The following is a 25,852-nucleotide window of genomic DNA, read 5'->3' on the forward strand; positions in this document are numbered from 1 at the left end:
TCACCGCCAGCCCAGCTAGACCGCCTGATTGAGCGGCAGAGGCCTGGTCATCGCCCGACGGCCATGGCGGCTGGCTGCTTCGGGGGGCTTGCCTTGGGCAGGGCTGCAGCTTAGGTTGATGACATTGGGGGCCAGGCAGGTCCTCTTTCCAGCCGGGACAGGGCGGTATCAGCTTAGGCCCTTTTATCCTGCTCATGGCGCGGTCCTGGATTCCAGATCCATATCGGCAGGCCACTCGACCTTCGGTGCCAGCAGCATGGCGATGTTGCACCACAGCACATCGTTATGGTCCCAGGGCGGCCCTGGGGGAGGCAGTGCATCGGGACCTTGTTGCATATAGGTGCAGACATAGGCCCAAGCGTGCGCGTCGGCACCCATGGCGGTCAGGGGGAAGCGGTCGATGACTTGGTTGGTGCCGGGTTTGACGATGGACAGTTCGACGCCGAACTGGATGATGACCCCGCCCTGAGCAGTGAAGTGGGTTCGTCTCCAGCGTTCGGCTCGGACTTGTGACCAGTCGTAGGCCACTGGCAATACCCGCCATTCCTCGAAGGGATTCCACCAGCGGAATTTGAAGTTATAAGCATAGAGACGTTGGCGGGCGCGGTTGAAGCGCAGTGGTGAGTCCCTAGGAGGAGCTATATCAACTTTCACGCAAAAAGCGAGTGTCCAGATTGTAATTGCCACAGCCGTGATCAACATGATCCATCCTTCAAGGTCCAATACACGCCAGTCTGAAATGATGAACCACAACAATCCAATTAGGAGGATGCTGGTGACGGGCGCGAACCATATCATGACTCCCCTGACAAGTGCCGAGGCCCGTGGTAGTTCCAGAAAAGTAAAATCTTGATGATTGGGTGTATCGAACCCAAGTGCTGGAGTTACAGCTGGTTTTTCATCAGGAGTAGGCAGATCTTCTTGCCAGCCTGGGCAAGGCGGGGTGAGTTTAGGTCCTCTCATATGGACCCCTTCCTTGCTTGCCCCTTGATCTTGTCCTCTCTGACGATGAGCCGGGCAAACCCCGACTTGTCACTCTTGTCAGGCCAATAAGAAACCTCAAGCTGAAAGGCATGAACCTCGAGAAAGCCGAAGAAGCTAATGGAACCACGAATCTCGAGAGCTTGGGCGTTATGCGTAATGACAGGAGTTGTGGTTTCAGGACGATACCCCGGCGTTTTCCACGCAGCGGGAGGCGGCAATGGACCATTTGCTACTCCACTACGGCCGCTCGCAATGGTTTCTCCCAAAGTCTGGTTAGGCCGGTAGACCTGCAACGTCCATTCGTAACCCGATACATCCGCCTGATACCCAGGCAGGACGAGTATGTACTCCAAGAAGATTCCGGCAGGGACAGCATCTCCAATGGGAAGTCCAGCTTCCTGCTCGGCTTTTACGATCATTCCTGCATTTGCAGTCATCCCCAACAGTGCAGCATTCAGTTCACCGATAGCTGTATCCATGTCCTCAGGGGTCGTCCAACGGCGGTGTTTTGTAGAAAGGCCCCATAGCGAGTGGCGTGCCCAAAGTTCCAAGGGTTCTGACTCCTGTCTTTTTGCCCACACTGCCAGACCGAATGCCGCAAGGCCTAACAGTACGGATGCGGCAAGAGGAAGTAGTGCAAAAGCGGCTGGAGCCAAGGCCCCCCAAACCCCGAGCGCTGCTGAGCCGGTAGCAGAAGCAGTCGCTAGCGAATATTTATTACTTGCCCCTCGGTCACCAGAGGCTCTTGAGCGACCCGCCGCAAACGCATACTGCAACCCCTCCAACGCACTAGCCAACGCCACCAGCGCCCCACCGTACTGCACGATCCGCGCCCCCACTCCGACTGTCTGTCCAACAATCCGGGTCGGCATGTGCAGATCCGGTCGCACCATCTGGATCGTCCCACCGACAACCTCCGTACCGGCCCCCATCACCCCAATCGATGCCGACATCACCGCCGCCACCGCTTCGGGATACTTGTCCCCCACGGTATCGAGCAGGCTGGCATAGCTTCGGCGCAGGCTGTCCTGCTGGAACCACAGGCTGATCAGCCCCAGCCCCATGGCGCTGGCACCGGGTGTGCCGGCAACTGCGGCGGTGCGCATGCTGTGCATCGACTCCCGCGCCAGCTGGACGGAGCCCTCAGCATTGAGGATCACCTTGCGCCCCAGGTTGTCCATGGCCTCCTGGACTGCTTCGGCACCGAGGGTGACAGTGCGCAAGGCATCACCAATACCGTCGCTGACCCCGGCGCTGAGCTTGTCCAGCCGGGCCTTCAGGGACTCGGCTTTTTCCAGGGTCCAGAAACTGGCTTCGACCAGCTTTCCAGGCGTGCCCGGCACGGCCGCCGACAGGGTATTGCTCAGCAGCATGGCGCGCACCTTGCGCTGGGCCGGCTTGCGGAACTGCTGGTCGAGCCGGGTCATGTAGCGATCGGTGCTTTCCTGCAGCACTTCGTTGAGCAGCGAAAGGTACTCGCCCACCTTGAGGGAAACGGTGACTCGCGTGGCCTCCACCCCGAAGTGGCGCAGCAGGGCCACGCGGTGCAGATGCTCCAGCAATGCCCGGGTCTTGTCCGACAGCTCGTTGCCGAGACGACTGCTGGCCGTCGCCGCCGCGGACAGCAGTTGGCCGATGGCGTCCTGGACGGGGCCGGACATCAGGTTCCTGGCTTCCTGGGTGGTGATGAAGGTCTTGATGGCGTGGTAGACCCGGGTGCGCTCGTCACCGGCGAGAGCATCCTGCAGCTCTCCGAACAGCGGCCTGGTCCCTGCGGTCAGGGCCCGGTACAGCAGACTGTCGTGATTCTCCAGGAGCGCTTTCCAGAGCCGCAAGGTTGGGCCCAGCGGGCCGTCCCCTCGCTGTTCGGTCGGACCACCGGACAGGCAGGTCCCCTGCATGCGGAAGAACAGCTCGACCGAGCGCGGGTTGGTGATGCTGTAGTCATGCAGGGCCGCGCGCTGATAGGCCGCGTCGCTGTAGTGGTGCTCAAGGTGCTCGGCAACGTCGTCGATGACCTGTTGCCAACCGGCGAGGGTGTGCTGGAAGTCCGCCTCGAAAGTCGCACGGGCCTGCTCGTCGTAGCGTTCTTCCAGGCGCTCCCTGGCCTCCGCTTGCTTGACCGGGGCCAGGCGCGCGGTTTCCGCCTCGACATCGAGCAGGGGAAAGTTCGGATTGAGCATCGGCAGGGTCGGATTGACCATGGGGTTATTGTTCTGCTCGCTCCGCCACTTGTTTTCGTCTTCCGCGCGCTTCTTCGCCCTTTCCTTCGCGACTTCCATCTGATGCCCACGGATCGCGAGCAAGGCCTGGGAGGTGAAGAACTCGAAGCTGCGCTTCGGTTGCGCACACCATTGCAGCATGGCCTGATTGCGGAGCAGACGCTGGGCATTGAGCTCCTGGACCACGCCGATTGGGTCAGGCAGCACCAGGGCCAATACGCCGTTGGGCAGTTCCTGTTCCTGGATCACGTTGCGCAGATGCCCCTTCAGGGCACGCAGGCGGTGCTGGCGACCATGGAAGCCGTGCACGCTGCGGAAATCGCCAGGAATGTTTTGCGCGTACTCGAGCACTTGCTGGAGCTGCGGGTCGCTTTCGTTCATGGCGATGCCGACGCTGGCGGGGTCGCTGCGCGCGGCCTTGAGGTCGAGTGGGTGGAAGCGTTCATCGAGGTTAACGCCGTCGACCACGCCGCCGCGCAGGTAGCTATCCAGCACCGCCTTGGGCCAGGGGTCGTTGGCAATGGCCAGCCAGGCGGTGGAGTACTTGTTGGTATCGATGTTGATGAAGGATGCCGGGATGTCGTGATCCTCCCGGATACAGGCCTCACACAGTGGCCGGGGCTCTTCCTGTGGCATTTGGTACGGGCGGAACTGGCTCAGTGCCCCTTCGGGCGAGATCTCGTAGGCCTGCCATTCGCGGCGGTCGAGCAGCACATAGAGATAGCCCTGGCGCAAGATGCGAGGTTGCCCAAGGCCCATGCGCACGGCCTGGACCTCGGAGCCAGGGGTCAATGGCCGCAACTGGGTCTCCCAGGGAGCCGGGGCATAGGCGGCGCGCAGGGGCAGGATGGGCAGGCCGCTGCGCTGGCAGGTGGCGCAGAGGGTGCTGGGGACCGGACAGGCCTCGCCGGTGGCGATGTCGGAAATGACGCTGAAGCTGATGGTCATGAATAGTCCTTCGCATGGGGCAGATCAGTGAAGGTGCGTTTCCAGAGGGCTTCGCTGTAGTGGCTGGCGAAGTGGCCTTGCAGGTCCAGAGCACCTGACCCGGCCTTGGTGATGAGCGCCTGGATTTCCGGGTGGCGCAGCAACAGCGGGTGGATGAACACCTGGTGCAGGCAGAGGGCGATGATGTCGCGATGACTTCGCAGACCGAACGCGTAGGCATCGCGGACCAGCCTCAGCGCATGCAGGGCTGCCTGTGGCGGCAGGACGGTGTCTCCGGTCCAGCGCCACGGCGCGAAGCCGGCAGGGCGTTGCAGGAGGTGCTGCCAGATATCGAGGAAGTTGCTGATCAGCGGTGCCCACTGCTGGGCCTGGTGAGCCGCCTCCGGCATCACGACCTCGGCCGCGTGGTCGGTGCCGCTTATCACGCTATAAGTGCCCCAACTAAGCGGTAGTAACCAGCAGCGGATGGGGCATAGCAGCCAGGCTTTTTCACTGACCGCCGTGGCGCAAAACAACTCCAGCCTGAGTGGCTCGAACCAGGGCAAGGGGCGCCCGTCCTTGCCCGCAATGGTGTGGCAGCGCGTTGCGATATGGCCGGCGATGATATCCAGTGGTTGCGGGCTGAGCAGCCAGCCGCAGACATAACGCTTGTGGTAGCCAATGTCCCTGGATGCGCGCACGGCACTCCATTCGAGATGCTGCGGCGCCGGCGATTCACCGGGCCTGGCCAACTGAACCAGCGCGGGACAGGCTTCGGGAGTATGGGCAAGATCCGGGCGCAATACGCGGGAGACCGCAGCATCGCCCAGCGACTGGACCAGGGACGGCACACTGAGTGGGTGCTCCGGTGCACAGTCGGCCAGGCCATCCAGCAGCAGATAGAGATAATCATCCGGCTTGCGGTCATGCTCCAGGAAATGCGTGAGAGCCCCCGTCTTCATTTGATTTTCCTTTCGCATAGGGCGTGCGCGCCTTCCAGCACCTTGCTGGTCTGGGACAGGCTGTTACCGCTGCCTCCTGCGGGCTTGTTAATGGGGCCCTTGAACGTGAGCGCGATGCCATCCAGCGTGATGCCTGCCGCATCGATACGCAGCGTGCCGCCGGGTCCCTTGAGGACCAGGGTGTCGGCGGCGCTGATTTCATGGGCCCGGGTGCGGTGGACGATGCGCTGGCCCGCTTGCAACATGACGTCGCCTTGCACCTGCTGTCGCAGATGCCCGCCGATCTCGATGTGGTGGTCGGCGGTCGTGGTGTCATGGCGGTCGTTGCCGACCTCTTCGGTACGGTCCCCGGCCGTGGTGATGCTGTGGTTGCCGCCGATGATCAGGTCGTCGTCGCTGCCGATCTCATGCCGTCGGTTCTGCCCGATCAGCACCTGCTCGTCGTTGCCCACGGTGTTCTTGCGATCGTGGCCGACGGTGAGGCGCTCGTCGTTGTCCACCTGCTCGCTGCGGTCATTCCCGACGTGGGTGGTTTCGTCGTTCCTGACCTCGTTCCTCTGGTTCCTCTGGGCGCGAATAAAGACTTCTTCCTGTCCCGCTTCATCCTCGAAGCTCAGCTCGTTGAAGCCATTGCCCTTGTGGGTCTGGCTCTTGAAGACCATACGCGTCTTGTTTGCGGGCAGTTCGTAGGGCGGGCGTTGTAACGCCGTATAACACCGGCCCGTAATCACTGGCTGGTCAGCGTCCGCGTTGCCGTAGCTGACAATTACACCCTGACCGATGCGCGGGATCGCCATATGCCCCCACAGCGCCCCGGCGATGCCCTGCGAAACCTGAACCCAGCAGGAGCTGTGTTCGTCTTCGTTGCCTTCCCGGTCCCACGGAAACTGCACCTTCACCCGGCCGTATTCATCGCAATAGATTTCCTCCCCCGGCGGCCCCACCACCGTGGCCATCTGCGGGCCGTCGATGCGCGGTTTGGGCAGCGGCTCGGGGCGCCATTCGGCGTCGTGCGGGACCAGGGTGGCGAGGCAGTTGTAGTGGGTGCCACAGTCGGCCTCGGCGCTGTCTTCTTCCTGGCTGACGTACTGCTTGCCGTGGTGCTCCAGGTGCACCGGGCGCCAGCCGCGGTTCATGTCCTCGCGAGGGTGACCGACCAGGTCGAAGAACAAGCCGGGGACCAGCCGGGCATCGTCGCCCTCGGCAATGACCTGGCAGGCGTCACCCCGCAGGCCGAGCAGGCGGCTGCGGCTGAAGGCCTCGCCGTTCTTTTCTCCGCGGTAGCGACCGGGGTAGTCGTAGCGCTCGTAGCTGTCCGCCTGGTGCTCGAGGTCCGTGGCCTTGTACTTGCTCTCTTCGGTGAGTTTCGGGTTCTTGAAGCTGTAGTCGCGCTGCACCTGGCGGGCGCTGCGCACGTTTTCGCTGTAGGTGAAGCGGTGCAGCGCCGGGCCCGGGCGATCGGCGCCGGGCTTGGGGTTGTATTCCACCGGCTCGCCGGGCTGCTTGCCGAAGATCCACAGGTAGTCGCAGTGGATCAGGCGGTGGCCTTCCTCGCTGTGCAGGAAGCCGTAGAAAAAACCCTCTTCGCGCATGATGCGCTCGACGAAGTGATAGTCGGTGTCGCCGGCCTGCACGCAGTATTCGCGGACAGTGTGGGCCCTGGCGGCGCGTAGCTCGTAGTCGAGGGTGAGGGCGTGCTTTTTCAGCATCACGTTGGCAATGTCGGGCACGCTGAGGGTCTGGAAGATGCGCCAGTCCGCACACAGGTGCAGACGGGCCAGGCGGGGTTCTACGACGGCGCGGTAGCGGGTGTGGCGGAAGCCGGTTTCACCCTGCTGGAAGCCGCTGACCGAACCGTGGACGTAGCGCACGGGCTGGCCACCCTGCCAGATGGTGAACAGCGCGGGACGGTCGAGAATCTCGCCAAATTCGAGGGAGGGATCGCGGCTGCTCAGGTCGACTTCGAGGCGAAAGGTTTCGGATAGGCCTTCGCTGAGGTGGAATTCTATGACCTCGAATTCACCGGCTGCGGCGGTGAAGGTGAAGCTCAGATCGGACTGGACGGGCATTCAGTGCTTCCTGCGATTTCCATGGGAATGAATTCCGCAGAGATGCTGAAGACCGGCCTGAGGTGGGTATATAGGAAAATTCCCAAGAGCCTGTGTGAAACGACTGAGACTTCAAAAGCGACGCGTACCCGCTCCCACAGGGTACGCGCTTAACCATCCTGCCTCGATGCCTAGCAATCATTCGAAATAGCCAACCCCTCTGAAAGACCCTACTTTTCTATAGGATGTAGAACCCCTTTTGCTTTCAAGCACTTGCCCCCTCGCACAATCCCCTGACAGCCTTTTCACACAATCTTGACGCCCCGCCCCCACTCTCCTTGACTGAACCGTAGCAGTACCGCTCCACACTCAATCCGGGCCTCTAGCCTGCGCTTTCCAGCGCGCGGGACGGGCTCCGTTTTGCTGGTTTGGGTCGCCCCTCCTCGAGCCGTGACATCAGGCCAGATCCCTGGCTGTTCGCTATGAGGAGATTCACCATGAAAACAGCGTCCACCCCCACCAGCCTCGAATCGTTTTTCTTCGCCGTGTCCGCTTCCCTGCTGCTGGCGACCCCGGCAGATGCTCTGGAGCGCGAGGAATTCGACCCGTCCCTGGCCTTTCATATGCCGACCCTGAGCCTGCAACCGGTGAACTTCACCGGCCTGGGTCGCGAGACGCTGAGTGCCTTCTCCGAACGTCGTGCCGAACGTGATGCCCTGGTGGCCCCGGACCTGCTGCACAGCCAATGGGCGCAGTTCTTCCCGAGCGCAGCGCCGTCCAGCCAGCCACCCCTGGAAATGCCCGGCAACCAGCTGCGCATGAGCCCCGATCTGTTCGTGCGCGAGACTGCCGGCGGCAACATGCATAGCGCCGGGATCTTCGTCGGGCGCAGCGACCTGCAAGGCGGCTTCCCGCAGACCGGCGACAAGAACGCCCCGGTGCGTCTGCAAGGGGAAAGCGTGGGTATGTACTGGAGCCTGCGCAATGAACAGGGCTGGCATGTGGACGCGGTGGCCATGGGTACCCGCTTCGATGCTAGCGGGCGCAATGCAGATGGCGCGCGGATCGACGGCGACGGCCATGCCCTGACCTTCTCGGTGGAAGGCGGCTTTCCCATTGGCCTGGGCAAGAACTGGGTGATCGAACCCCAGGCGCAACTGGTCAACCAGCAGTACTTCGCCGCCAACCAGGCCCAGGCCGATGCCCTGCAATCCCTCGACGGGCAGCCGAGCTGGAGTGGCCGGGTCGGGGCGAAGCTGTCCGGGCATTATGTGGTGAGCGGCATGCCCATCGAGCCGTTCCTGCGGACCAACGTGTGGTACGACTTCTCCAATGCCGACACGGTCAGCCTGGACAAGGTCGACAAGATCAGCAGCGGGCGCAACTCGACCACGGTGGAACTGGGGCTGGGGTTGGTGGCCAGGGTGACACCGAAGGTGGCGCTGTTTGTCAGTGCCGATTACAGCAGTGATGTGGATGACAATGATCTGAATGGGTTGATCGGGAATCTGGGGGTGCGCGTTCGCTGGTGATTTTGGGTTGGGGCTGATGGCCCTATCGCTGGCAAGCCAGCTCCCACAGGGTACGCGGTGCCTGTGGGAGCTGGCTTGCCAGCGATAGGGCCATCAGCTGCACCATCAATAATCCTGCTGCCCCCGCACCGCCAGCACATTGCAAGGCAGATGCTGCAACACATGCTCGGTAGTGCTCCCCAGCACCCCCGCCGCCCCGCGCCGCTGGCTGCTGCCCATAACGATCACATCCGCCCGGTGCTGCCCGGCATACTCGGCGATGGCATGGGTCGCTGGCCCGGTAACGAAATGCCGATGACTCTCCGCCACCCCATGGGCCTCGGCCAGATGCTCGAACGCCAGTTGCGCCGACCGTCTCACCTCACTGTTGAACCCCGGCATGGTCACCGCCCCTGCACCAAAGTCGGCGAACTGGGTCTGCGCCACATCCCAGGCATGCAACAGATGCAACTCGGCATCGCACTGGATCGCCAGGGCATTGGCCTCGCGAATCACCCGATCGCTGATCCGCGTGTGCTGGCTGTCCGGATGCAGGGTATCCACCGCCGCAATCACCACCTTCGGCAACGGACAGCGCATGTCGCTGACCAGATGCAGCGGCGCCGCGCAGTCGCGCAGCAACTGCCAGTCCGGCGGCGTGAGGAAGACCCGGCGCAAGGCCGATTCATGGTGCACGTCCTTGATCACCAGGTCCGGCTGCATCTCCTTGACATGCTCGAGCATGTCCGCCATGACGTGCCGGCTCACCTGCACTTCACAACTGACCTCCAGCCCGTCATGGCGCAACTGCGCGGCCTCGTCGCGCAGCCAGGTCCAGGCGTCCTGCTCCATCGACTGGCGCAGCGCCGAACCCGCAGCCATGCGCCCGAGCAGGTCACCTTCTTCGAGAAATACCGCGATGTGCAGGGCCGCGTCGGTGGCCCTGGCGATCGCCACCGCACGTTCCATGGCCGGGGTGTGGCGCAGGCTCGGCGAGGCGATCATGAACAGGCGTTGATACGGGCGCATAAGACACCTCCTGACGGGTTGTCCGATTGCCGCGAATAAAGAATCAACGCACCCCGGTCAGGACGACCGAAGCGACGATACCGGCACAACGCCGGTATCGTTGCCTGAGTATAAGCCTCAGATCAGAGACAGGTAGCCAGCGCCGCCATACGGCGTTGCGCCAGGGCGTCATCCTTCTGCGCGTAGAACTTGACCACGCTGCCGCCGCCGGCCTGGGAAATGTCGGTGAAGTACTCGCCGCCACGGGTCGAAACGGTGATGCCCTGGGCCGTGCGCTCCAGGTAGCCGCTGGCGTCCACGCCGAACACCGCCTCGTCCTGCCAGCTGAACTGCACACACTCGGCGACCTTGGCTGCTTCTTTGGTCGAATTGATAATCCTGTCCGGCTGGCCAGATCTGGCCGAGTTCATCGCCGACGAGGCGCAGCCTGCCAGCAGGGTGGCGGCGAGCAAAGCCAGGGCAATACGCATGTTCAACCTCTTCGACGGAAAAAAGGAGCGACTTTAGCACCGCCGCGCCTAACCCAGAAAACCCTTCTTTTTATGTGCCAATAGATGACATCGATCAATTGATTGTCACTGTCGATTAGTCACACAAAAGATATGGACATAGACTCCCCGCGAATGCGCTGCCCAGACCCTCGAAAGAATGGATCGGGCCGCCTTTCCTGCCTGCTTTGGCCTGAAGACCACCGCCCGATTCCGCCGCTTTGAACGGCGCGCACGCCTGTGCGCGGCTGTCGCGTCGGCTCGGCCGCAACAAGGAGATGATCATGGGACTGGGTAGACGACAGTTCTTCAAACTGTGCACCGTGGGCGCCGCCACCGCGACCTGCGCCACCCTGGGTTTCGCCCCGGGCATGGCCCAGGCGACCCAGTCGCGCCAGTACAAACTGCTGCGGGCCAAGGAAACCCGCAACAACTGCACCTACTGCTCGGTGGGCTGCGGCCTGCTGATGTACAGCCTCGGCGACGGCGCGAAGAACGCCAAGGCGCGGATCTTCCATATCGAAGGCGACCCGGACCACCCGGTCAGCCGCGGCTCGCTGTGCCCGAAAGGCGCGGGCCTGGTGGACTACATCCACAGCGACCAGCGCCTGCTCTTCCCCGAATACCGCGCCCCTGGCTCGGATAAATGGCAGCGGGTCAGCTGGGAGCATGCCATCGAGCGCATCGCCCGCCTGATGAAGGACGACCGCGACGCCAACTTCATCGAGAAAAACGCCAAGGGCACCACGGTCAACCGCTGGCTCAGCACCGGCATGCTCTGCTCCTCGGCGGCCAGCAGCGAGACCGGCTCCCTTGACCAGCGCTTCACCCGTGCCCTGGGCATCCTCGGCACCGACAGCCAGGCGCGGGTTTGCCACGCGCCGACCGTGGCCGCCCTGGCGCCGACCTTCGGCCGTGGCGCGATGACCAACAACTGGGTCGATATCAAGAACGCCAACGTGGTCATGATCATGGGCGGCAACCCCGCCGAAGCGCACCCGGTGGGCTTCAAGTGGGTGATCGAGGCGAAGATCCGCAACGGCGCGAAAGTCATCGTGGTCGACCCGCGCTTCAACCGCAGCGCCGCCGTGGCCGACATCTACTCGCCGATCCGCGCCGGCTCCGACGTGACCTTCCTGATGGGCATGGTCAACTGGCTGATCAGCAACGACAAGGTCCAGCACGAATACGTGCGCGCCTACACCAACGCCAGCCTGATCGTGCGCGAGGACTACCACTTCGACGAAGGCCTGTTCAGCGGCTACGACGCCAGCAAGCGCAGCTATGACCGCGCCTCGTGGAACTACGAACTGGACGAGAACGGATTCGCCAGGCGCGACCTCAGCCTCAGCCATCCGCGCTGCGTATGGAACCTGCTCAAGCAGCACGTCTCGCGCTACACCCCGGAAATGGTCAGCAATGTCTGCGGCACCCCGCAGGACGACTTCCTGAAGATCTGCGCGATCATTGGCGAGACCAGCGCCCCGGACAAGACCGCCACCTTCCTCTACGCCCTCGGCTGGACCCACCACACCAACGGCGCGCAGATGATCCGCGGCTCCGGCATGCTGCAACTGCTGCTGGGCAATATCGGCATGGCTGGCGGCGGCGTAAACGCCCTGCGCGGCCACTCCAACATCCAGGGCTACACCGACCTCGGCCTGCTCTCGCTACGCTTGCCGGGCTACATGAACCTGCCGTCCGACGCGCAGACGGACCTCGCCACCTACCTCAAGCAGACCACCCCGAGCGCGGTGCAGGCCGACCAGGTCAACTACTACAAGAACACCCCGAAATTCTTCGTCAGCATGATGAAGAGCTTCTGGGGCGACAAGGCCACGAAAGACAACGACTGGGGCTTCGACTGGCTGCCGAAATGGGATGACAGCTACGACGTCATCAACTTCACCAACCGCATGTACGAAGGCAAGGTCAACGGCTACATCGCCCAGGGCTTCAACCCGGTGGCGGCCTTCCCGGACAAGAACAAGGCTCAGGCCGCGCTGGCCAAGCTCAAGTTCCTGGTGATCATCGACCCGCTGGCCACCGAGACCTCGAGCTTCTGGAAGAACCACGGCGAAGAGCACAACGTCGACACCGCCGCGATCCAGACCGAAGTGTTCCGCCTGCCCTCCTCCTGCTTCGCCGAGGAAGACGGCTCCATCGTCAACTCCTCGCGCTGGCTGCAATGGCACTGGGCGGGCGCCGCGCCACCCGGCGAGGCCTGGCACGACGGCAAGATCCTCGGCCATCTGTTCATGAAGATTCGCGAGCTCTATGAAAAGGAAGGCGGTGCCAACCCCGCGCCGATCCTCAACATGGCCTGGGACTACGCCGACCCGCTGGACCCGAAACCGGAAGAAGTCGCCAAGGAATCCAACGGCCGCGCGCTGGTCGACCTCAAGGACGACCAGGGCAACCTGATCCTGCGCAAGGGCCAGTTGCTCAATGACTTCGGCCAGTTGCGCGACGACGGCAGCACCGTGTGCTTCAACTGGATCTTCGCCGGCTCGTGGACCGAACAGGGCAACCAGATGGCCCGCCGCGACAACACCGACGTCGGCCTCGGCAACACCCCCGGCTGGGCCTGGGCCTGGCCGCAGAACCGCCGCGTCCTCTACAACCGCGCCTCGGCGGACCCGGCGGGCAAGCCCTGGGACCCGAAACGCCAGCTGATCGCCTGGGACGGCGCGCGCTGGAGCGGCATCGACGTGCCCGACTTCGCCCCGACCATTGCCCCCGGCAGCGCCACCAGCCCGTTCATCATGCTGCCGGAAGGCGTGGGCCGGCTGTTCTCGGTGGGCGCGCTCAACGACGGCCCGTTCCCCGAGCACTACGAACCGACCGAAAGCCCGCTGGCCAGCAACCCGCTGCACCCTAAGGTCACCTACTGCCCCACCGCGCGCATCTACGACCACGACCGCTCGCGGATGGGCAAGCGCGAGGACTTCCCCTACGTCGCCACCACCTACTCGATCACCGAGCTGTTCCGTCACTGGACCAAGCACTCGCGCCTCAACGCGATCATCCAGCCGGAGCAGTTCGTCGAGATCGGTGAAAAGCTCGCCGCGGACAAGGGCATCGCCCATGGCGACCGGGTCAAGGTCAGTACACAGCGCGGCTACATCAAGGCCAAGGCGGTGGTGACCAAGCGCATCCAGCGCCTGACCATCGACGGCCAGGCCGTTGACACCATCGGCATCCCCTGCCACTGGGGCTACGAAGGCGCCACGCGCAAGGGCTTCCTCGCCAACACCCTGACGCCCGGGGTCGGCGACTCCAATACGCACACGCCGGAATACAAGGCGTTTCTCGTGAACGTGGAAAAGGTCTGAGGGAGCACTCATGTCATACCAATCCCAGGACATCATCAAACGCTCGGCCACCAGCTCGCTGACCCCGCCGCCGCAAGCGCGCCACCACCAGGCCGAGGTCGCCAAGCTGATCGACGTAAGCATCTGCATCGGCTGCAAGGCCTGCCAGGTGGCGTGCAACGAATGGAACGACCTGCGTGACGAGGTCGGCCACAACGTCGGCGTCTACGACAACCCTGCCGACCTCTCGGCCGAGACGTGGACGCTGATGCGCTTCGACGAAGTGGAAAACGAAAGCGGCCGCCTCGAATGGCTGATCCGCAAGGACGGCTGCATGCACTGCGCCGACCCCGGCTGCCTCAAGGCCTGCCCGCAGCCGGGAGCGATCATCCAGTACGCCAACGGCATCGTCGATTTCCAGTCCGAGCACTGCATCGGTTGCGGCTACTGCATCGCCGGCTGCCCCTTCGACGTGCCGCGGATCAGCCAGAAAGACAACAAGGCGTACAAATGTACTCTCTGCGTCGATCGCGTCTCGGTCGGCCAGGAACCCGCCTGCGTCAAGACCTGCCCCACCGGCGCGATCAACTTCGGCGCCAAGACTGAAATGCAGCATCTGGCCGCCCAGCGCGTCGACGAACTACATGGCCGCGGCTTCGCCGGCGCCGGCCTCTACGACCCGCAAGGCGTCGGCGGCACCCACGTCATGTACGTGCTGCAGCACGCCGACAAACCGCACCTCTACCACAAGCTCCCCACCGACCCGCGCATCAGCACCGCGGTGCAGGGCTGGAAAGGCTGGCTCAAACCTGCGGCGGCGGTGGCCTTCTTCGCCACCCTCGCGGGCACGATGTTCCACTACGTCGGCGTTGGCCCGAACGAAGTGGACGAGGACGAAACCCACGACGAGGAGACCCACGCATGAACAAGGACAAGATGATCCTGCGCACGCGCTTCATCGAGCGCGCCAGCCACTGGCTGATGGTGATCTGCTTCTTCACCGTCGCGCTGTCGGGGCTGTCGTGGTTCTTCCCCTCGCTCAACGGCCTCAATGCGGTGTTCGGCACGCCGCAGATGGCGCGGATTCTTCACCCGTTCTTCGGGGTGGTGGTGTTCCTGTTGCTGGTTTTTCTGTTCATCCGCTTCGTGCGCTACAACCTGCCGGAGCCGGAGGACCGGATCTGGTTCAGGAACGTGCCCCAGGTACTCGCCGGCAAGCATGAACCGGCGCTGCAGATCGGCAAGTACAACGCCGGACAGAAGGTGCTGTTCTGGGGAATCATGGGGTTGATCAGCCTGCTGCTGGTCAGTGGCGTGGTGATCTGGCGGCCGTACTTTGCGCCGCTGTTTTCCATTCCCGTCATTCGCATCGGCTTGCTGGTGCATGCCCTGGCCGGGATCGGCCTGATCCTGCTGGTGATCGGCCATGCGTACCTGGCGTTCTGGGTGAAGGGCTCGATTCGCGGGATGGTCACGGGGTATGTGAGTCATCGCTGGGCGAAGACGCACCATGATCGGTGGTATCGGCAGATCAGTGCCAAGCAGGATGGGAAAGTGAAATGAACAGCAGTATTCGGATGAGCCCGCTGGACGCCGGGCAGGTGGCGGTCGGGGAAATTGCGCCGGTGTTGTTGCCTTCGCGGGAGGGGAACTATGCGCGGCGGGCGGCGCGGTTGCGGGAGTTGGCGGTGGGGCATCCCATGGCGGATTACCTGGACTTTGTCGCGGGGGTGGTGGAGAGCCAGGAGTTGTTGCTCAAGCAGCGGCCTCTGCCCTCCTCCGTGCTGGCCGGGTTGAAGGCGTCGTTGGGTGAGGAAGGTGCGCCGCTGGATTGTCGGCGGCATGTGCGGCATGGGTATTGGCTGGTGCTGTTGCGGGGGCTTGGGGAGACGGTGGAGCATCCGGCGCTGGAAGAGTTGCTGGTGCAGGAGGATTGGCGGTTGGAGGCTTATGCCGATTCGCTGTTGCGCGGGGATTTTCATGAGGTGCATAGCGGGGAAGCGCTGTTTGTTTGGGCGGCGCTGTCGTTGTACTTCGGGCAGTTGGCGGCGCATTTGCCGGCTGTGGGGAAGGCTCGGGGGGAAGAGCGGCAGTATTGTCCGGTGTGTGCGAGTGCTCCGGTGGCGAGCAGTGTGATGACCGGGGCGCAGGCGGGGTTGCGGTATTTGCAGTGTGGGTTGTGTGAGAGTCGCTGGCATATGGTGCGGCTCAAGTGCAGCAACTGTGAGGCTACCGGGGGGCTGGATTATTGGTCGCTTGGGGAGGTTAAGGCTGCGGTCAAAGCAGAGAGCTGTGGAGAATGCCGAAGCTACTTGAAGGTGTTTTATCCGGAGCATGAGCGGGGGTTGGAGGTGGTGGCGGATGATCTGGCTACGCTGGGGCTGGATGCGGAGGTTGAGCGGGAGGGGTTTGGGCGGAGTGGGGTTAGTCCGTTTTTGTTTCCGGGGTGAGGGGGCTGGCGGCGGAGTCAGAGTTCTGTGGGATTTCGCCTTTCGGGCTGCGCTGTCGCGCGGTACACAGTCCTTCAGTTCGGCGCGGACCTTCGATTGGGTCGAGGTACGGGCTGGAGCAGGTCAAACCGGCGCCACAGCGTGATACGGTAGAAACCGCATTGGAGTAACCATCGCGGTGATAAGGACAGGTAGAGAACGTATGCAACTCGAAGTTTGCGGTAACTGGATTTTCGGAGAGGGTATAAGGTTTGAGATTGAATATCCTGCCCTTGAAGCCGTATTTATCAACGGGAGGGTGCTGGTGACGTTTGACTGGATGGCTTTTGAGAGGAATGCTCCCGCGCAAAATCTTTTTTGCTACGACTCGTCAGGCAATTTACTTTGGCGAGCGCCAACTATTGGAATGGGAGCCGTGGATGCCTTTACCGGTGTAACGAACGAGGAGCCTCTTTGGGTAGGAAATTTTTCTGGATTCAATTGCCGGATAGATGAAACATCAGGCCAAGTTCTAGAGACTTGCTTCACAAAACAAACACTGCCCGCGTCTCCAAAGACGGTTAAACGGGCGCCCATTCGTGTGACAGCAGCTCGGCAATTTCACTTGCCCGCTGCGGCGGTAGGCGCGTAAGTACATCTTTCAGGTAAACGTAGGGATCACGCCCATTAATCCGCACCGACTGGATCAAACTCATGATCGCAACCGGACGTTTGCCACTACGTAACGTAGCCTGCAAACAACCAGCTCGAGCGCCCAAGTTTCCATGACCGGACCTGATTCTCGCACCAGTTATTATCGGTAATAAAACGCAATAAAACTGGGACAGATTCATTTTCGCAGGTGAAAATAAATCCGTCCCCGCTTGGTCAACTTCAGCCATCCCCCAAGAAAAATGTAGTCTAAACGTACTAATCGAACTGTGTGACTCAGGCGCTTTTCAGAATGCTCGCGGCATCGTTCACGCGTCCAGTTTGAATCATTTGAAAAAGCCCGCGCTCAATGTCAACGACACGAGCCGCCGGCAGGTAAGTTTGAGCGATATAAGCGAGACGCTCGCACCACCCCTCATAAGCATTCGAGTTTTCCTTACTGGTGGGAATACTCGTTTTGTTCTCTTTAACCGCCGCTAACACAGTGTCGTTGTGGACTTGGTGGATTTGCATGATCTGCCTGTCCAGTGTCGCGGACTTCACCGGATCTAGATACATACGGACCTTGCTTACAAACGACACCTTAGAAAATTGAGGCAGTTTCAGGTTAGCTATTTCGTAGAGCGTCGGACGGGCGTGATTTGTGAAAAGATCTGAGGCTTTTTGAAGTTGCTGAATAGTGACCGCAGCCCTGAACCTCTCTACGCGAATAAGGGCAAGCCCTCCCATTTGCGCAAAGCCCCAGTAAAGAATATTCGACAGACCGTCTTTAACGTCCTTCAATGAAGGGCTAAGCAATTGTTGCCGGATTTGAGTTTCAAGCTGGCTCATGGAAAGTCCAACGACGGGAGTTTGTGTGGCGAAGTCAAAATGAGCCGTCGGGAAAGAATATGCACTTACAGAATTATTTAGATCTTTAACTTGAGCTACACCAAGAGACATCAACTGCTCCTTTCATGATTGAGGAGTTCTAGTGCCAGAGCCCTATAGGTAACACAGCAGCAAGGCCAATTGCCACCACTCAGGCAACCAAAGGCTCAAAAGGAGCAAGGAGTGGGTAGCTGACAAAAAACGAGCGACAGCTAATGGTCGATAGCAACCTCTCATTCCAGCCTCTGATGATGTGTAACCAGCCCCCATCTAACAGCTCCCGATTTCCCCAGTCAGCAAGGCCACGCCATTAGAGGCCACCCAACATTATCCACCGGAATGAGCCAGCCAACCCCTCCCCTACATCCGATGATGTTCCACCAAAAAATCCACAAACAACCGCACCCGCGCCGGCATCGCCGGGCCACCCACAAAAACCGCATGAATCGGCTCTCGATCACCGGGATTCCAGGCTTCCAACAGCGATACAAGCTCACCCCGCCGCAAGTCCTCGCTGACAGTAAACTCCCCGATCCGCGCAATGCCCGCACCGACTCGTGCGAATTGCGCCAGCGCTTCACCGCTGCTGCACTCGATGTTGCCGCTGACATTCAGGGAAAACTCCTTGCCGTCCCGCGCAAACGGCCAGTTGGGTTCAGCACGCCGGAAGTTGAAGCGCAGACAGTTGTGCCGTAAGAGATCTTCCGGTTCCTGAGGAGTGCCATGGCGCTGCAGATACCCGGGCGATGCCACCACCACCTGGCCAGTGTCGCCGATCCTCCGCGCGCTCAGCGGGCTATCAGGCAGGTAACCAAAACGTATAGCCACATCAGCCTGCCCGCCAAGAATGTCGACCACTTCATCGCCCAAGGTGAGGTCGACGACGATGTTCGGGTACTGCTCGCTGAAGGCCGCAACCAGGGGAACGATGGACAGACGCCCATGCCCCAGGGCAGCACTGACCCGCAATCGCCCCCTGGGTACGCCCTGGTCAGCAATGGCTTCTTCCACCTCATCCATATCAGCCAGGATGCGCCGGGCACCGCGCAGAAACGCTTCGCCCTCGGCGGTGAAGGTGATCGCCCGCGTGGTGCGCAACAGCAGCCGGGTCCCCAGGCGCTGTTCGGCACGGGCGATGATTCGACTGACCGCCGAGGGCGTGAGCCCCAAGGCACGCGCGGCGGCCGACAGGCTGCCTTCCTGCGCCACGGTGGCGAACACGAACATTTCACCCGATCTGCCGTTGAAGTCCATTTGTGCCTCTTACGCAAAGGTGATTACCAAAAATGCCATCTACCGCCTTGGAAAGCTGGATCGTAGCATTGGCGGCATAGATAAGGAGCCTTTCATGCGTATCAATCCACCCCTTGTTGCACTCGCCATTGGTGCCTTTGGCATCGGCGTGACCGAGTTCGCCCCCATGGGCATGCTGCCGGGCATCGCTGCGGACCTCGGCGTTTCGATTCCTGCCGCGGGCCTGCTGGTCAGTGCCTACGCCCTGGGCGTACTGCTTGGCGCGCCACTGATGACCCTGACCACCGGCAGGATTCCCCGGCGCTATCTGCTGATCGGCCTCATGGCGATCTTCACCCTGGGTAACCTCATGTCCGCAATGGCGACCGACTACTACAGCCTGATGATTGCCAGGGTGGTGACCTCACTGAACCACGGCGCATTCTTTGGCGTCGGCTCCATCGTCGCCGCCAGCGTGGTGGCCCCTGAAAAACGTGCTGGCGCGGTAGCGGCCATGTTCATGGGCCTCACCCTCGCAACCATTGGCGGTGTGCCGCTGGCCGCCTGGTTTGGCGAGCTGTTCGGATGGCGCACCGCCTTCTGGGGCATTACCGGCCTCGGCGTGGTGACCATGGCGGCATTGTGGTTCGCCCTGCCTGACCTCAAGGCACCGGCAAGCGGCGGTGTCATGGCCGAAATCCGGGTACTGGGCCGTGCCCCGGTGCTGGCCGCGCTGGCCCTGACCGTCGTTGGCTCGGGCGCCATGTTCACCGTCTTCACCTACATCGCACCGATCCTCAGCAACGAGACCCACGCCTCCCCCGCCTTTATCACCGCCATGCTGGTGCTGTTCGGCGTAGGGCTGACGCTGGGCAACATGTGGGGCGGCAAAGCCGCCGACCGCTCGATCGACCGCACCCTGATCATCTCCCTGAGCGTGCTCATCCTGGTGCTGCTGGCGTTCACCGTACTGATGCGCTGGCCGCTGCCGGCCGCCGCAGCCATCCTGATCTGGGGTATTGCCAGCTTCGCCCTGGTACCGCCGCTGCAGATGCGCGTCATGGAAGCTGCCAAGGACGCGCCTAATCTCGCCTCGGCGGTGAACATCGGTGCGTTCAACTTTGGCAACGCGATCGGCGCGGCGCTGGGAGCCGCGGTGATCAATGCGGGGTTGGGGTTCCCGGCGATTTCCTTGGCGGGGGCGGCAATGGCCGGGTTGGGGTTGTTGATGGTGTTGGGGTTTGCGTGGCGGTCGAGGGCGTCGGAGGCGGTGGCGGTTTGAGGAAAATTGGGGCCGCGTTGCGGCCCCAAAACCTGCTACACCAGAGCATCTGGAGCTCTGAGGTCAAGCAGGCGCTGAATCCAGAAAACCATTCACCAGCCAGTTCGTGCTGGATGGTTCTGGGGCCGCTTTGCGGCCCTTCGCGGGCAAGCCACGCTCCTACCTGACTCGCGCTAGATACCCATGCTCATCAATGCGACGACACAAATGGCGACACCGCCTTCGGAGCCGGCAACGCATAAGCTCTTTTCATCCACGCAACCTCCGCCAACGGCGTACGCCCAAACAGCCGCTTGAAATCACGACTGAATTGCGAAGCACTTTCATACCCCACCAGAAACGCCGATTTGGCGGCCGTCAAATCGTTACGCAACATCAGCAACCGCGCCTGATGCAGCCGGGTCGACTTGAGGTATTGCATCGGCGAGCTGTCGGTCACCTTTCGAAAGTGCAGGTGAAAATTGGGTACGCTCATCTGCGCCTCCCGGGCCAGGGTTTCCACGTCCAGCGGCTCGTGATAGCAGCGGTGAATCCGGTGAATGGCCCGCGTCACCTTGCCGAACTGGCCCTGCTGGGCCATGGCCGCACGCAGCGTGCCGCCTTGTTCGCCGCTGAGGATGCGGCAGTAGAGCTCGCGCAGCAGGGCCGGACCGAGGATCTGCGCATCGCTGCTGTCACTCATCACTTCAAGAAAACGCAGGGTCGACTGCCGCAGTGGCTCGTCCATCGGCGAGGCGTACATGCCCATCGGCTCGGCCGTTGAGAATCCGCGCACCTCGTCCACCTGCTGGATCAGCTCCGCGGCCAGGGTGAAATCCAGCCGCAGGTACACCGCCAGCATCGGCTCCGCTTCACTGGCATCGGTCTCCATGGTGAAGGGCACCGGGACCGATACCACCAGATAATGCTGAGCGTCGTAGACGTAGATGTCGTCCCCCAGGTAGCCGCGTTTCCGCCCCTGGCAGAGGATCACGATGCCGGGTTCATAGAGCACCGGCGTGCGCGTGAGAGGACGGTTGGAGCGCAGAAAACGCACATCATCCAGGGGGCTCAGGTTGTAACCCTCCAGCGGTGCCAACTGGTTCATCAGTTGCACCATGCGCGCGCTGCTCGGGTCTTTGCCGTTGGTCACTGCTGTCCCTCTCTACAGCTCAGCCATCGGTTGAACGGCTGAGCGCCTGCCATTGCTCAATACTCTCGGCCGTGCGCTGCAGTTTGTCACGCACCAGGGCCAGGGCATCGCTACCCAGCAGCAGGTGCGCCGGCGGGTTGGGGCTGGCTATCAGCGTCAGCATGGCGCGGGCGGCTTTCTGCGGGTCGCCCAATTGATGGCCGCTTTTTGCCTCGCGGGCCTTGCGCACCGGGTCGAAGGTGGCGTCGTAGTCGCTGATGCTGCGCGCTGTGCGCTGCATCGAGCGGCCGGCCCAGTCGGTGCGAAACGAGCCCGGCGCCACGGCGGTCACGAAGATATTGAACGGCGCCAGCTCCTGGCTCAGGGTGTCGGAGATGCCTTCCAGGGCAAATTTGCTGCCGCAGTAATAGGCGATGCCCGGCATGGTGATATGCCCGCCCATGGAGGTGATATTAACGATGTGCCCCGCCCGCCGCTGGCGGAAATACGGGACAAAGGCCTTGGTCACCGCCACCGCGCCAAACACATTCACCTCGAACTGCCGACGCATCTCCTCCAGCGACGACTCTTCAAACACGCCTTCATGGCCATAGCCGGCGTTATTCACCAGCACATCCACCGGCCCGTATTGGGCTTCCACCGCCGCAATCAACGGGTCGATGGCCTCGAAGTCGGTCACATCGAGCACCACCCCGTGGGCCCGCTCCGCTGCCAATGCTTCGAAGGTCGCCCGTGCGGACTCACTGCGAACCGTACCGATCACCCGATGCCCGTCCGCCAACGCTTCCTGGGCCAGAGCCTGGCCGAAGCCGCTGCTGACACCGGTGATAAACAGGGTTTTGACTGCATTCATGGCACGCGCTCCTGAAGAGATAGGTGCGGCCATGCTAGGACGATGGGTGCTCAGGCACCATGCCGGATCGGATCAGAGCATTGCCTGTTCCTATCAATTCGCCCGCGCACCCTGCCTGCGCAAATACACCACCTGCGCCGTAACACCGAGCACCAGGGCCAGCAACAGACCAAGCTGGGTGCCGACCAGCAGCGGCGCCTGCAGGTCCGTGACAATGGGATGGCCATCCGGCACACGACGCAACACTTCAGAAACGGTGGGCAACATCAGCAGGAACGCGGTCACGCTGAGCAGGATGGTTTCCAGATACACGCCAGCTCGTCCCAGCACGCGGATGCGTCCAACGTCATAGCCGGCCAGCAATATGATCAATGTAAGCAGCGCAATCGCATTACTCACTGGCTGCCTGGCAATCATGAACACCGAGCCAGCCCCCATCAGCATGAATCCCAGGTACGCCAGGCCAGCCCTGGAGCGCGGAACGATACGGCCATGGCGCGCGAACATGCAGGCGGCCAGCGGAATGGCCGGCAGGCTACCCAGCGTATGGACCCAGCCAAGGGCAGAGATTCCGAACATGGAGAACTTCCTTCTGATTGGATGAACGGCATAGTTTGTCGCGCTTCTGAATACGCACGACGGTGGGCTATGCTCGAGGCTCCAATCTAGTCGGAACGCGGCCAGTCCTACATGACCGATTCACCGGAACACTTGACCATTCTTCCGGAAATGCAGCTGGGAGGTTTCGCCAGCGGCGACCTGCTGTCCCAGGTGCTCGCGCAGATGCGCCTGACCGGCGACCGCGTCTACTCCGCTACCGTCGAACCCGGCGAGCGCTTGATGCTCGACTGCAACAGTGCACACGTCTGCATGCTGCAAGCCGGCCAGTTGCGGATTCAGCGCAACGAGCACCCCGCCACGCTGATTGAACCTGGCGATGTCTTCCTCCTGCCCCACACCCTGGACGACCTGAGCCTCAGCGCCGGCGACAGCCCCACCACGATCGCGGTCTGCCGCTTCTGGTTCGATGCCGGCAGCTTCCGCGCGATGCTGTTCGCCCTGCCCTGGCTGATTCATATCCGGCAGGCCGACGCGGCGCCGTGGTCCGAAGGGCTTTTGCATTTCATGCTGCTGGAGGCTCACGACGTACAGCCGGGCGGCGCCTTGATGGTGTCGCGGTTGATTGACCTTGCGGTGATTCGCGTCCTGCGCACCTGGGTGCAGCAAGGCGCAGCGTCCGGTTGGCTGGGTGGTTTGTCCGATGCGCGCATCGCCCGGGTGCTCAGGGCGATTCACGAACAGCCCCGCCAACAGTGGCGCATCGAGGCGCTGGCGAAGTTGGCGGGGATGTCACGCTCCAGTTTCTGCGAGCGTTTCAGTGCTCTGGTCGGACGAGCGCCACTGCGCTATCAGAACGAATGGCGGCTGACCCTTGCCAAGACAATGTTGGCCACGCAGACCAGCCGTATCGGCGATGTGGGTTTTGCCGTGGGTTATGAATCCGAGGCGGCGTTTAGTCGTGCCTATAAGGCGTTTTTTGGTCGCTCTCCCAGAGAGGATCACAGCAGCCGTGGCGTAGGAGGTACATTTGGGGTGGTTTAAATCGCTCTCTGGGACGGCGCTCCGCTGCTTTTAACCGAACGTTATGTAAATAAGGGAATGTATGCGTTTAGTTTTAGTTATTCTCCTCTTTCTGCTTCCAAGCCTTTCGTCAGCAGACACTGAGCTTGACAACATGATCGAAAGCTACGAATTACAAAAAAGCGGTGATTATCTAAATAACCAAGAGCTAGCTTCTTTAAGCCACGAAATTGGCATACGTCTTTTGGCGAATAAAAAATACGGCTCCGCCATCACTTACTTCAAAACCGCATTGGAGATCGCCCAAAATATTGACATAAACGACCCCTACCTCGGAGGACGCTGGACATATTTAGGCCAGGCATACACGTTCGATGGCCAGATAAATAATGGCCTTCAGTCACTCCAGCGCGCCCTTCAGATAGATGAGCAGCACTACCCTAGCGGGCACCTGTATATTGGAATTTCACACGGAAATTTAGGCTGGGCTTTAATTCGCTCTCGAAACTACCGGATGGCAAATGAGCATTTAAAAATAGCTTGCGCGATTTTTTCGACAGAACTTGGCGAAAACCACCCCCAAACTTTAGACTGCGACAAGAAGATGAGCGTTACTCTCAAGCACCTGAACAACAAGCAACAATAGAGGTACACGAGTACAAACAAGCATCGACCGCCACAAGATTGATGATTTGCTTTACGAGTACTGCAAGGCCGCTTCTAGCCACACGTTATTGCTGGCTCGCGAAAGGCAGCTTTCGACCCAGAGGTGCCGGTCGCGACAACCAGCTGACGGCCAAGACCGGACGTTCGACTGGGTTCACCAGGGCTGCTTGGACGCCCCGAAAAAGCGAATAACAGCGTCATAAAAATGTGCTTGTGCGCAGCACTCAGTCCAGCGCTGAATTCCTGTCCAAGCCCGCAGTCTTAAAACCACACCGCCACAGAGAACCAACCATGATCAGGATAGCCTTGCGCCTATGTGTTGCCGGGGGGCTGTTGGGCCTGTTGCTGGGCTGTTCACCTCTGAAGGTTCTGAACCTCCTCACTCCGGAAGACACCTTCACCAAGGCATCTGACCTGAAGTACGGCAACGATCCGCGGAACCGGCTGGATGTCTACACGCCGGCCAATCTCGCAGCCGACGCACCAGTGGTGGTGTTCTTTTATGGCGGCAGCTGGAACAGCGGATCACGCAGTGACTACAGCTTTGTCGGCGAGGCACTGGCCGCACGAGGTATCGTCGCGGTGATCGCCGATTATCGGCTTTATCCGCAGGTCCACTACCAAGGCTTTCTGGAAGACAGTGCCCAAGCGGTGGGCTGGACCCGCGAACACATCCGCCAATACGGCGGCGATCCAGCGCGACTCTATGTGATGGGCCATAGCGCCGGCGGCTACAACGCAGCGATGGTTGCGCTAGACCCCAAATGGCTGTCCGCGATGAACATGAAGCCTTCGATGCTCAGCGGCTGGATTGGTCTGGCCGGGCCCTATGACTTCCTGCCGATCAAAAATCCGGAAGTTAAACCGGTTTTCTTCTTTCCAAATTCACCACCCGACTCCCAACCGATCAACCACGTCAGTGCCACGTCGCCCCCTGCCCTGTTGATCGCCGCGCAGGACGACACACTGGTCAATCCCCAACGCAACACCGGGGGCATGGCCCGGCGTTTGCGCGAACTGGGTGTGCCCGTGCGCGAGCTGTATTTCTCCAGGCCGGGCCACGGGACATTGATTGCAGCATTCGCCCGCCCGATGCGATGGCTGGCACCGGTGCTGGATGAGGTGGTGGCGTTCGTTCATGGGCGAGATCCGGCATCGGGAATCTCTCATGACAGATGAAGTGATTCGGCGCTGACGAATGACGCTGGCAGACCCCGTCAGAGGTTAAAGCGCGGGCAGCCGCCCCCGCACCGAAGTGCGGCGTTGGCTTGCCTTATGACTTGAAGCATGGGTATCTACGCATCTTTTGAGGTGAGAAGGCCCGTCAGTAGATCGCATCAGGGCTAACAGGTGCTCATGACTTTTCTGGCGCCCTTGAGATCGAGCGCCGCCCGCGCGGCGCATCGCTGTGTATGACGATGTTCTTGCAGCGCCCTCAAGATCGAGCGCCGTCCGCACGGCGCATCGCTGGCAAGCCAGCTCCCACATTTGTTGCAACGTACCTATGCCTGACAGGCCATAGTGATCGCCTTGTTAGTACGACGCGATACCGCGTCGTACCCAACAGCCTCCCCGCTATATATCGCCGAACATCCAAAGGCTGGCAGCGGAGATCTCACAGGCCATGGCGCGTTGCAACAAATGTGGGA

21 protein-coding genes and 1 pseudogene are annotated in these 25,852 nt (G+C 61.5%); 10 read left to right on the top strand and 12 right to left on the bottom strand.

The genetic code is table 11. From position 1 onward, the window contains the following. Window positions 1–192: 192 nt before the first annotated feature. The 4 genes from PSEMO_RS33880 to PSEMO_RS23195 are packed head-to-tail and all read right to left on the bottom strand — an operon-like array spanning window position 193 to window position 7,164. The gene (locus PSEMO_RS33880; protein ID WP_256721175.1) at window positions 193–963 is read right to left on the bottom strand and encodes a DUF6708 domain-containing protein; all 771 of its coding nucleotides are present in this window, start codon (window positions 961–963) and stop codon (window positions 193–195) included. Then, window positions 960–4,154, bottom strand: coding sequence for a T6SS effector BTH_I2691 family protein (locus tag PSEMO_RS23185; RefSeq protein WP_075805287.1), 3,195 nt, complete (start codon window positions 4,152–4,154; stop codon window positions 960–962). Before PSEMO_RS23185 ends, PSEMO_RS33880 begins: the two co-directional genes overlap by 4 nt. Further along, window positions 4,151–5,113, bottom strand: coding sequence for a hypothetical protein (locus tag PSEMO_RS23190; RefSeq protein WP_256721176.1), 963 nt, complete (start codon window positions 5,111–5,113; stop codon window positions 4,151–4,153). The genes PSEMO_RS23185 and PSEMO_RS23190 overlap by 4 nt, the downstream gene beginning before the upstream one ends. Continuing rightward, on the bottom strand, window positions 5,092–7,164 hold the full coding sequence (locus PSEMO_RS23195) for a type VI secretion system Vgr family protein (protein ID WP_075805289.1): 2,073 nt from the start codon (window positions 7,162–7,164) through the stop codon (window positions 5,092–5,094). The genes PSEMO_RS23190 and PSEMO_RS23195 overlap by 22 nt, the downstream gene beginning before the upstream one ends. Before the next feature lie 476 nt (window positions 7,165–7,640). Here PSEMO_RS23195 and PSEMO_RS23200 point away from each other — a divergent pair, with 476 nt between their 5' ends. Further along, entirely contained in the window at window positions 7,641–8,675 is a 1,035-nt protein-coding gene (locus tag PSEMO_RS23200; RefSeq protein ID WP_075805290.1) for an autotransporter domain-containing protein, read from the top strand. A gap of 105 nt (window positions 8,676–8,780) precedes the next feature. Here PSEMO_RS23200 and PSEMO_RS23205 read toward each other — a convergent pair whose 3' ends face one another. Beyond that, window positions 8,781–9,683 carry a universal stress protein gene (locus PSEMO_RS23205; RefSeq protein ID WP_075805291.1) on the bottom strand — a complete coding sequence of 301 codons (903 nt, stop codon included), beginning with the start codon at window positions 9,681–9,683 and terminating at the stop codon, window positions 8,781–8,783. A gap of 122 nt (window positions 9,684–9,805) precedes the next feature. Then, a complete protein-coding gene (locus PSEMO_RS23210; RefSeq protein ID WP_075805292.1) occupies window positions 9,806–10,153 on the bottom strand; it encodes a hypothetical protein in 348 nt (115 codons plus the stop codon). 302 nt (window positions 10,154–10,455) lie between these two features. Between PSEMO_RS23210 and fdnG the strand changes: the two genes are divergently transcribed. The 5 genes from fdnG (at window position 10,456) to PSEMO_RS33575 (ending at window position 16,566) form a co-directional block, all read left to right on the top strand. Then, a complete protein-coding gene (fdnG, locus tag PSEMO_RS23215; protein ID WP_075805293.1) occupies window positions 10,456–13,506 on the top strand; it encodes a formate dehydrogenase-N subunit alpha in 3,051 nt (1,016 codons plus the stop codon). Between the two features lie 10 nt (window positions 13,507–13,516). After that, a complete protein-coding gene (gene fdxH / locus PSEMO_RS23220; RefSeq protein ID WP_075805294.1) occupies window positions 13,517–14,410 on the top strand; it encodes a formate dehydrogenase subunit beta in 894 nt (297 codons plus the stop codon). After that, a complete protein-coding gene (locus tag PSEMO_RS23225; RefSeq protein ID WP_075805295.1) occupies window positions 14,407–15,048 on the top strand; it encodes a formate dehydrogenase subunit gamma in 642 nt (213 codons plus the stop codon). The genes fdxH and PSEMO_RS23225 overlap by 4 nt, the downstream gene beginning before the upstream one ends. Beyond that, complete coding sequence (fdhE, locus tag PSEMO_RS23230) at window positions 15,045–15,935, top strand: formate dehydrogenase accessory protein FdhE (RefSeq protein WP_075805296.1); 891 nt, start codon at window positions 15,045–15,047, stop codon at window positions 15,933–15,935. The genes PSEMO_RS23225 and fdhE overlap by 4 nt, the downstream gene beginning before the upstream one ends. Before the next feature lie 202 nt (window positions 15,936–16,137). Next, window positions 16,138–16,566 (top strand): hypothetical protein, encoded by a 429-nt coding sequence (locus PSEMO_RS33575; protein WP_178392040.1) that lies wholly within the window; start codon window positions 16,138–16,140, stop codon window positions 16,564–16,566. On the opposite strand, the pseudogene PSEMO_RS23235 reads toward PSEMO_RS33575, so the two are convergent. From PSEMO_RS23235 to PSEMO_RS23245, 3 genes and pseudogenes are all read right to left on the bottom strand, one after another. Further along, a pseudogene (locus PSEMO_RS23235) lies at window positions 16,496–16,733 on the bottom strand (transposase domain-containing protein); the annotation flags it as partial. The gene PSEMO_RS33575 and the pseudogene PSEMO_RS23235 overlap by 71 nt on opposite strands. Window positions 16,734–16,862: 129 nt before the next feature. Further along, window positions 16,863–17,528: a hypothetical protein gene (locus PSEMO_RS23240; protein WP_075805297.1), complete on the bottom strand. Its 666-nt coding sequence runs from the start codon at window positions 17,526–17,528 to the stop codon at window positions 16,863–16,865. Window positions 17,529–17,816: 288 nt separating this feature from the next. Next, window positions 17,817–18,710: a LysR family transcriptional regulator gene (locus tag PSEMO_RS23245; protein WP_178392041.1), complete on the bottom strand. Its 894-nt coding sequence runs from the start codon at window positions 18,708–18,710 to the stop codon at window positions 17,817–17,819. 94 nt (window positions 18,711–18,804) lie between these two features. Between PSEMO_RS23245 and PSEMO_RS23250 the strand changes: the two genes are divergently transcribed. Further along, window positions 18,805–19,971 carry an MFS transporter gene (locus PSEMO_RS23250; protein ID WP_075805298.1) on the top strand — a complete coding sequence of 389 codons (1,167 nt, stop codon included), beginning with the start codon at window positions 18,805–18,807 and terminating at the stop codon, window positions 19,969–19,971. Window positions 19,972–20,161: 190 nt separating this feature from the next. On the opposite strand, the gene PSEMO_RS23255 is transcribed toward PSEMO_RS23250, so the two are convergent. The 3 genes from PSEMO_RS23255 to PSEMO_RS23265 form a co-directional block, all read right to left on the bottom strand. Beyond that, entirely contained in the window at window positions 20,162–21,070 is a 909-nt protein-coding gene (locus PSEMO_RS23255) for an AraC family transcriptional regulator (RefSeq protein WP_075805314.1), read from the bottom strand. Window positions 21,071–21,122: 52 nt separating this feature from the next. Continuing rightward, window positions 21,123–21,956, bottom strand: coding sequence for an oxidoreductase (locus PSEMO_RS23260; protein WP_075805299.1), 834 nt, complete (start codon window positions 21,954–21,956; stop codon window positions 21,123–21,125). Between the two features lie 93 nt (window positions 21,957–22,049). Continuing rightward, window positions 22,050–22,535, bottom strand: coding sequence for a hypothetical protein (locus PSEMO_RS23265; RefSeq protein WP_075805300.1), 486 nt, complete (start codon window positions 22,533–22,535; stop codon window positions 22,050–22,052). A gap of 111 nt (window positions 22,536–22,646) precedes the next feature. On the opposite strand from PSEMO_RS23265, the gene PSEMO_RS23270 reads away from it, so the two are divergent. From PSEMO_RS23270 to PSEMO_RS23280, 3 genes are all read left to right on the top strand, one after another. Next, complete coding sequence (locus tag PSEMO_RS23270; RefSeq protein WP_075805301.1) at window positions 22,647–23,558, top strand: AraC family transcriptional regulator; 912 nt, start codon at window positions 22,647–22,649, stop codon at window positions 23,556–23,558. A 133-nt stretch (window positions 23,559–23,691) separates the two neighbouring features. Then, a complete protein-coding gene (locus tag PSEMO_RS23275) occupies window positions 23,692–24,183 on the top strand; it encodes a tetratricopeptide repeat protein (RefSeq protein ID WP_075805315.1) in 492 nt (163 codons plus the stop codon). 311 nt (window positions 24,184–24,494) lie between these two features. Next, complete coding sequence (locus PSEMO_RS23280; RefSeq protein ID WP_075805302.1) at window positions 24,495–25,382, top strand: alpha/beta hydrolase; 888 nt, start codon at window positions 24,495–24,497, stop codon at window positions 25,380–25,382. Window positions 25,383–25,852 lie beyond the last annotated feature (470 nt).

The sequence above is a fragment of the Pseudomonas putida genome (assembly GCF_001941965.1).
Classification (GTDB): domain Bacteria; phylum Pseudomonadota; class Gammaproteobacteria; order Pseudomonadales; family Pseudomonadaceae; genus Aquipseudomonas; species Aquipseudomonas putida_L.

Bases quoted from the DNA above. Each gene is read 5' to 3' on its own strand.
- PSEMO_RS33880 (WP_256721175.1), bottom strand. From the start codon at position 963: ATGAGAGGACCTAAACTCACCCCGCCTTGCCCAGGCTGGCAAGAAGAT.
- PSEMO_RS23185 (WP_075805287.1), bottom strand. From the start codon at position 4,154: ATGACCATCAGCTTCAGCGTCATTTCCGACATCGCCACCGGCGAGGCC.
- PSEMO_RS23190 (WP_256721176.1), bottom strand. From the start codon at position 5,113: ATGCGAAAGGAAAATCAAATGAAGACGGGGGCTCTCACGCATTTCCTG.
- PSEMO_RS23195 (WP_075805289.1), bottom strand. From the start codon at position 7,164: ATGCCCGTCCAGTCCGATCTGAGCTTCACCTTCACCGCCGCAGCCGGT.
- PSEMO_RS23200 (WP_075805290.1), top strand. From the start codon at position 7,641: ATGAAAACAGCGTCCACCCCCACCAGCCTCGAATCGTTTTTCTTCGCC.
- PSEMO_RS23205 (WP_075805291.1), bottom strand. From the start codon at position 9,683: ATGCGCCCGTATCAACGCCTGTTCATGATCGCCTCGCCGAGCCTGCGC.
- PSEMO_RS23210 (WP_075805292.1), bottom strand. From the start codon at position 10,153: ATGCGTATTGCCCTGGCTTTGCTCGCCGCCACCCTGCTGGCAGGCTGC.
- fdnG (WP_075805293.1), top strand. From the start codon at position 10,456: ATGGGACTGGGTAGACGACAGTTCTTCAAACTGTGCACCGTGGGCGCC.
- fdxH (WP_075805294.1), top strand. From the start codon at position 13,517: ATGTCATACCAATCCCAGGACATCATCAAACGCTCGGCCACCAGCTCG.
- PSEMO_RS23225 (WP_075805295.1), top strand. From the start codon at position 14,407: ATGAACAAGGACAAGATGATCCTGCGCACGCGCTTCATCGAGCGCGCC.
- fdhE (WP_075805296.1), top strand. From the start codon at position 15,045: ATGAACAGCAGTATTCGGATGAGCCCGCTGGACGCCGGGCAGGTGGCG.
- PSEMO_RS33575 (WP_178392040.1), top strand. From the start codon at position 16,138: ATGCAACTCGAAGTTTGCGGTAACTGGATTTTCGGAGAGGGTATAAGG.
- PSEMO_RS23240 (WP_075805297.1), bottom strand. From the start codon at position 17,528: ATGTCTCTTGGTGTAGCTCAAGTTAAAGATCTAAATAATTCTGTAAGT.
- PSEMO_RS23245 (WP_178392041.1), bottom strand. From the start codon at position 18,710: ATGGACTTCAACGGCAGATCGGGTGAAATGTTCGTGTTCGCCACCGTG.
- PSEMO_RS23250 (WP_075805298.1), top strand. From the start codon at position 18,805: ATGCGTATCAATCCACCCCTTGTTGCACTCGCCATTGGTGCCTTTGGC.
- PSEMO_RS23255 (WP_075805314.1), bottom strand. From the start codon at position 21,070: ATGGTGCAACTGATGAACCAGTTGGCACCGCTGGAGGGTTACAACCTG.
- PSEMO_RS23260 (WP_075805299.1), bottom strand. From the start codon at position 21,956: ATGAATGCAGTCAAAACCCTGTTTATCACCGGTGTCAGCAGCGGCTTC.
- PSEMO_RS23265 (WP_075805300.1), bottom strand. From the start codon at position 22,535: ATGTTCGGAATCTCTGCCCTTGGCTGGGTCCATACGCTGGGTAGCCTG.
- PSEMO_RS23270 (WP_075805301.1), top strand. From the start codon at position 22,647: ATGACCGATTCACCGGAACACTTGACCATTCTTCCGGAAATGCAGCTG.
- PSEMO_RS23275 (WP_075805315.1), top strand. From the start codon at position 23,692: ATGATCGAAAGCTACGAATTACAAAAAAGCGGTGATTATCTAAATAAC.
- PSEMO_RS23280 (WP_075805302.1), top strand. From the start codon at position 24,495: ATGATCAGGATAGCCTTGCGCCTATGTGTTGCCGGGGGGCTGTTGGGC.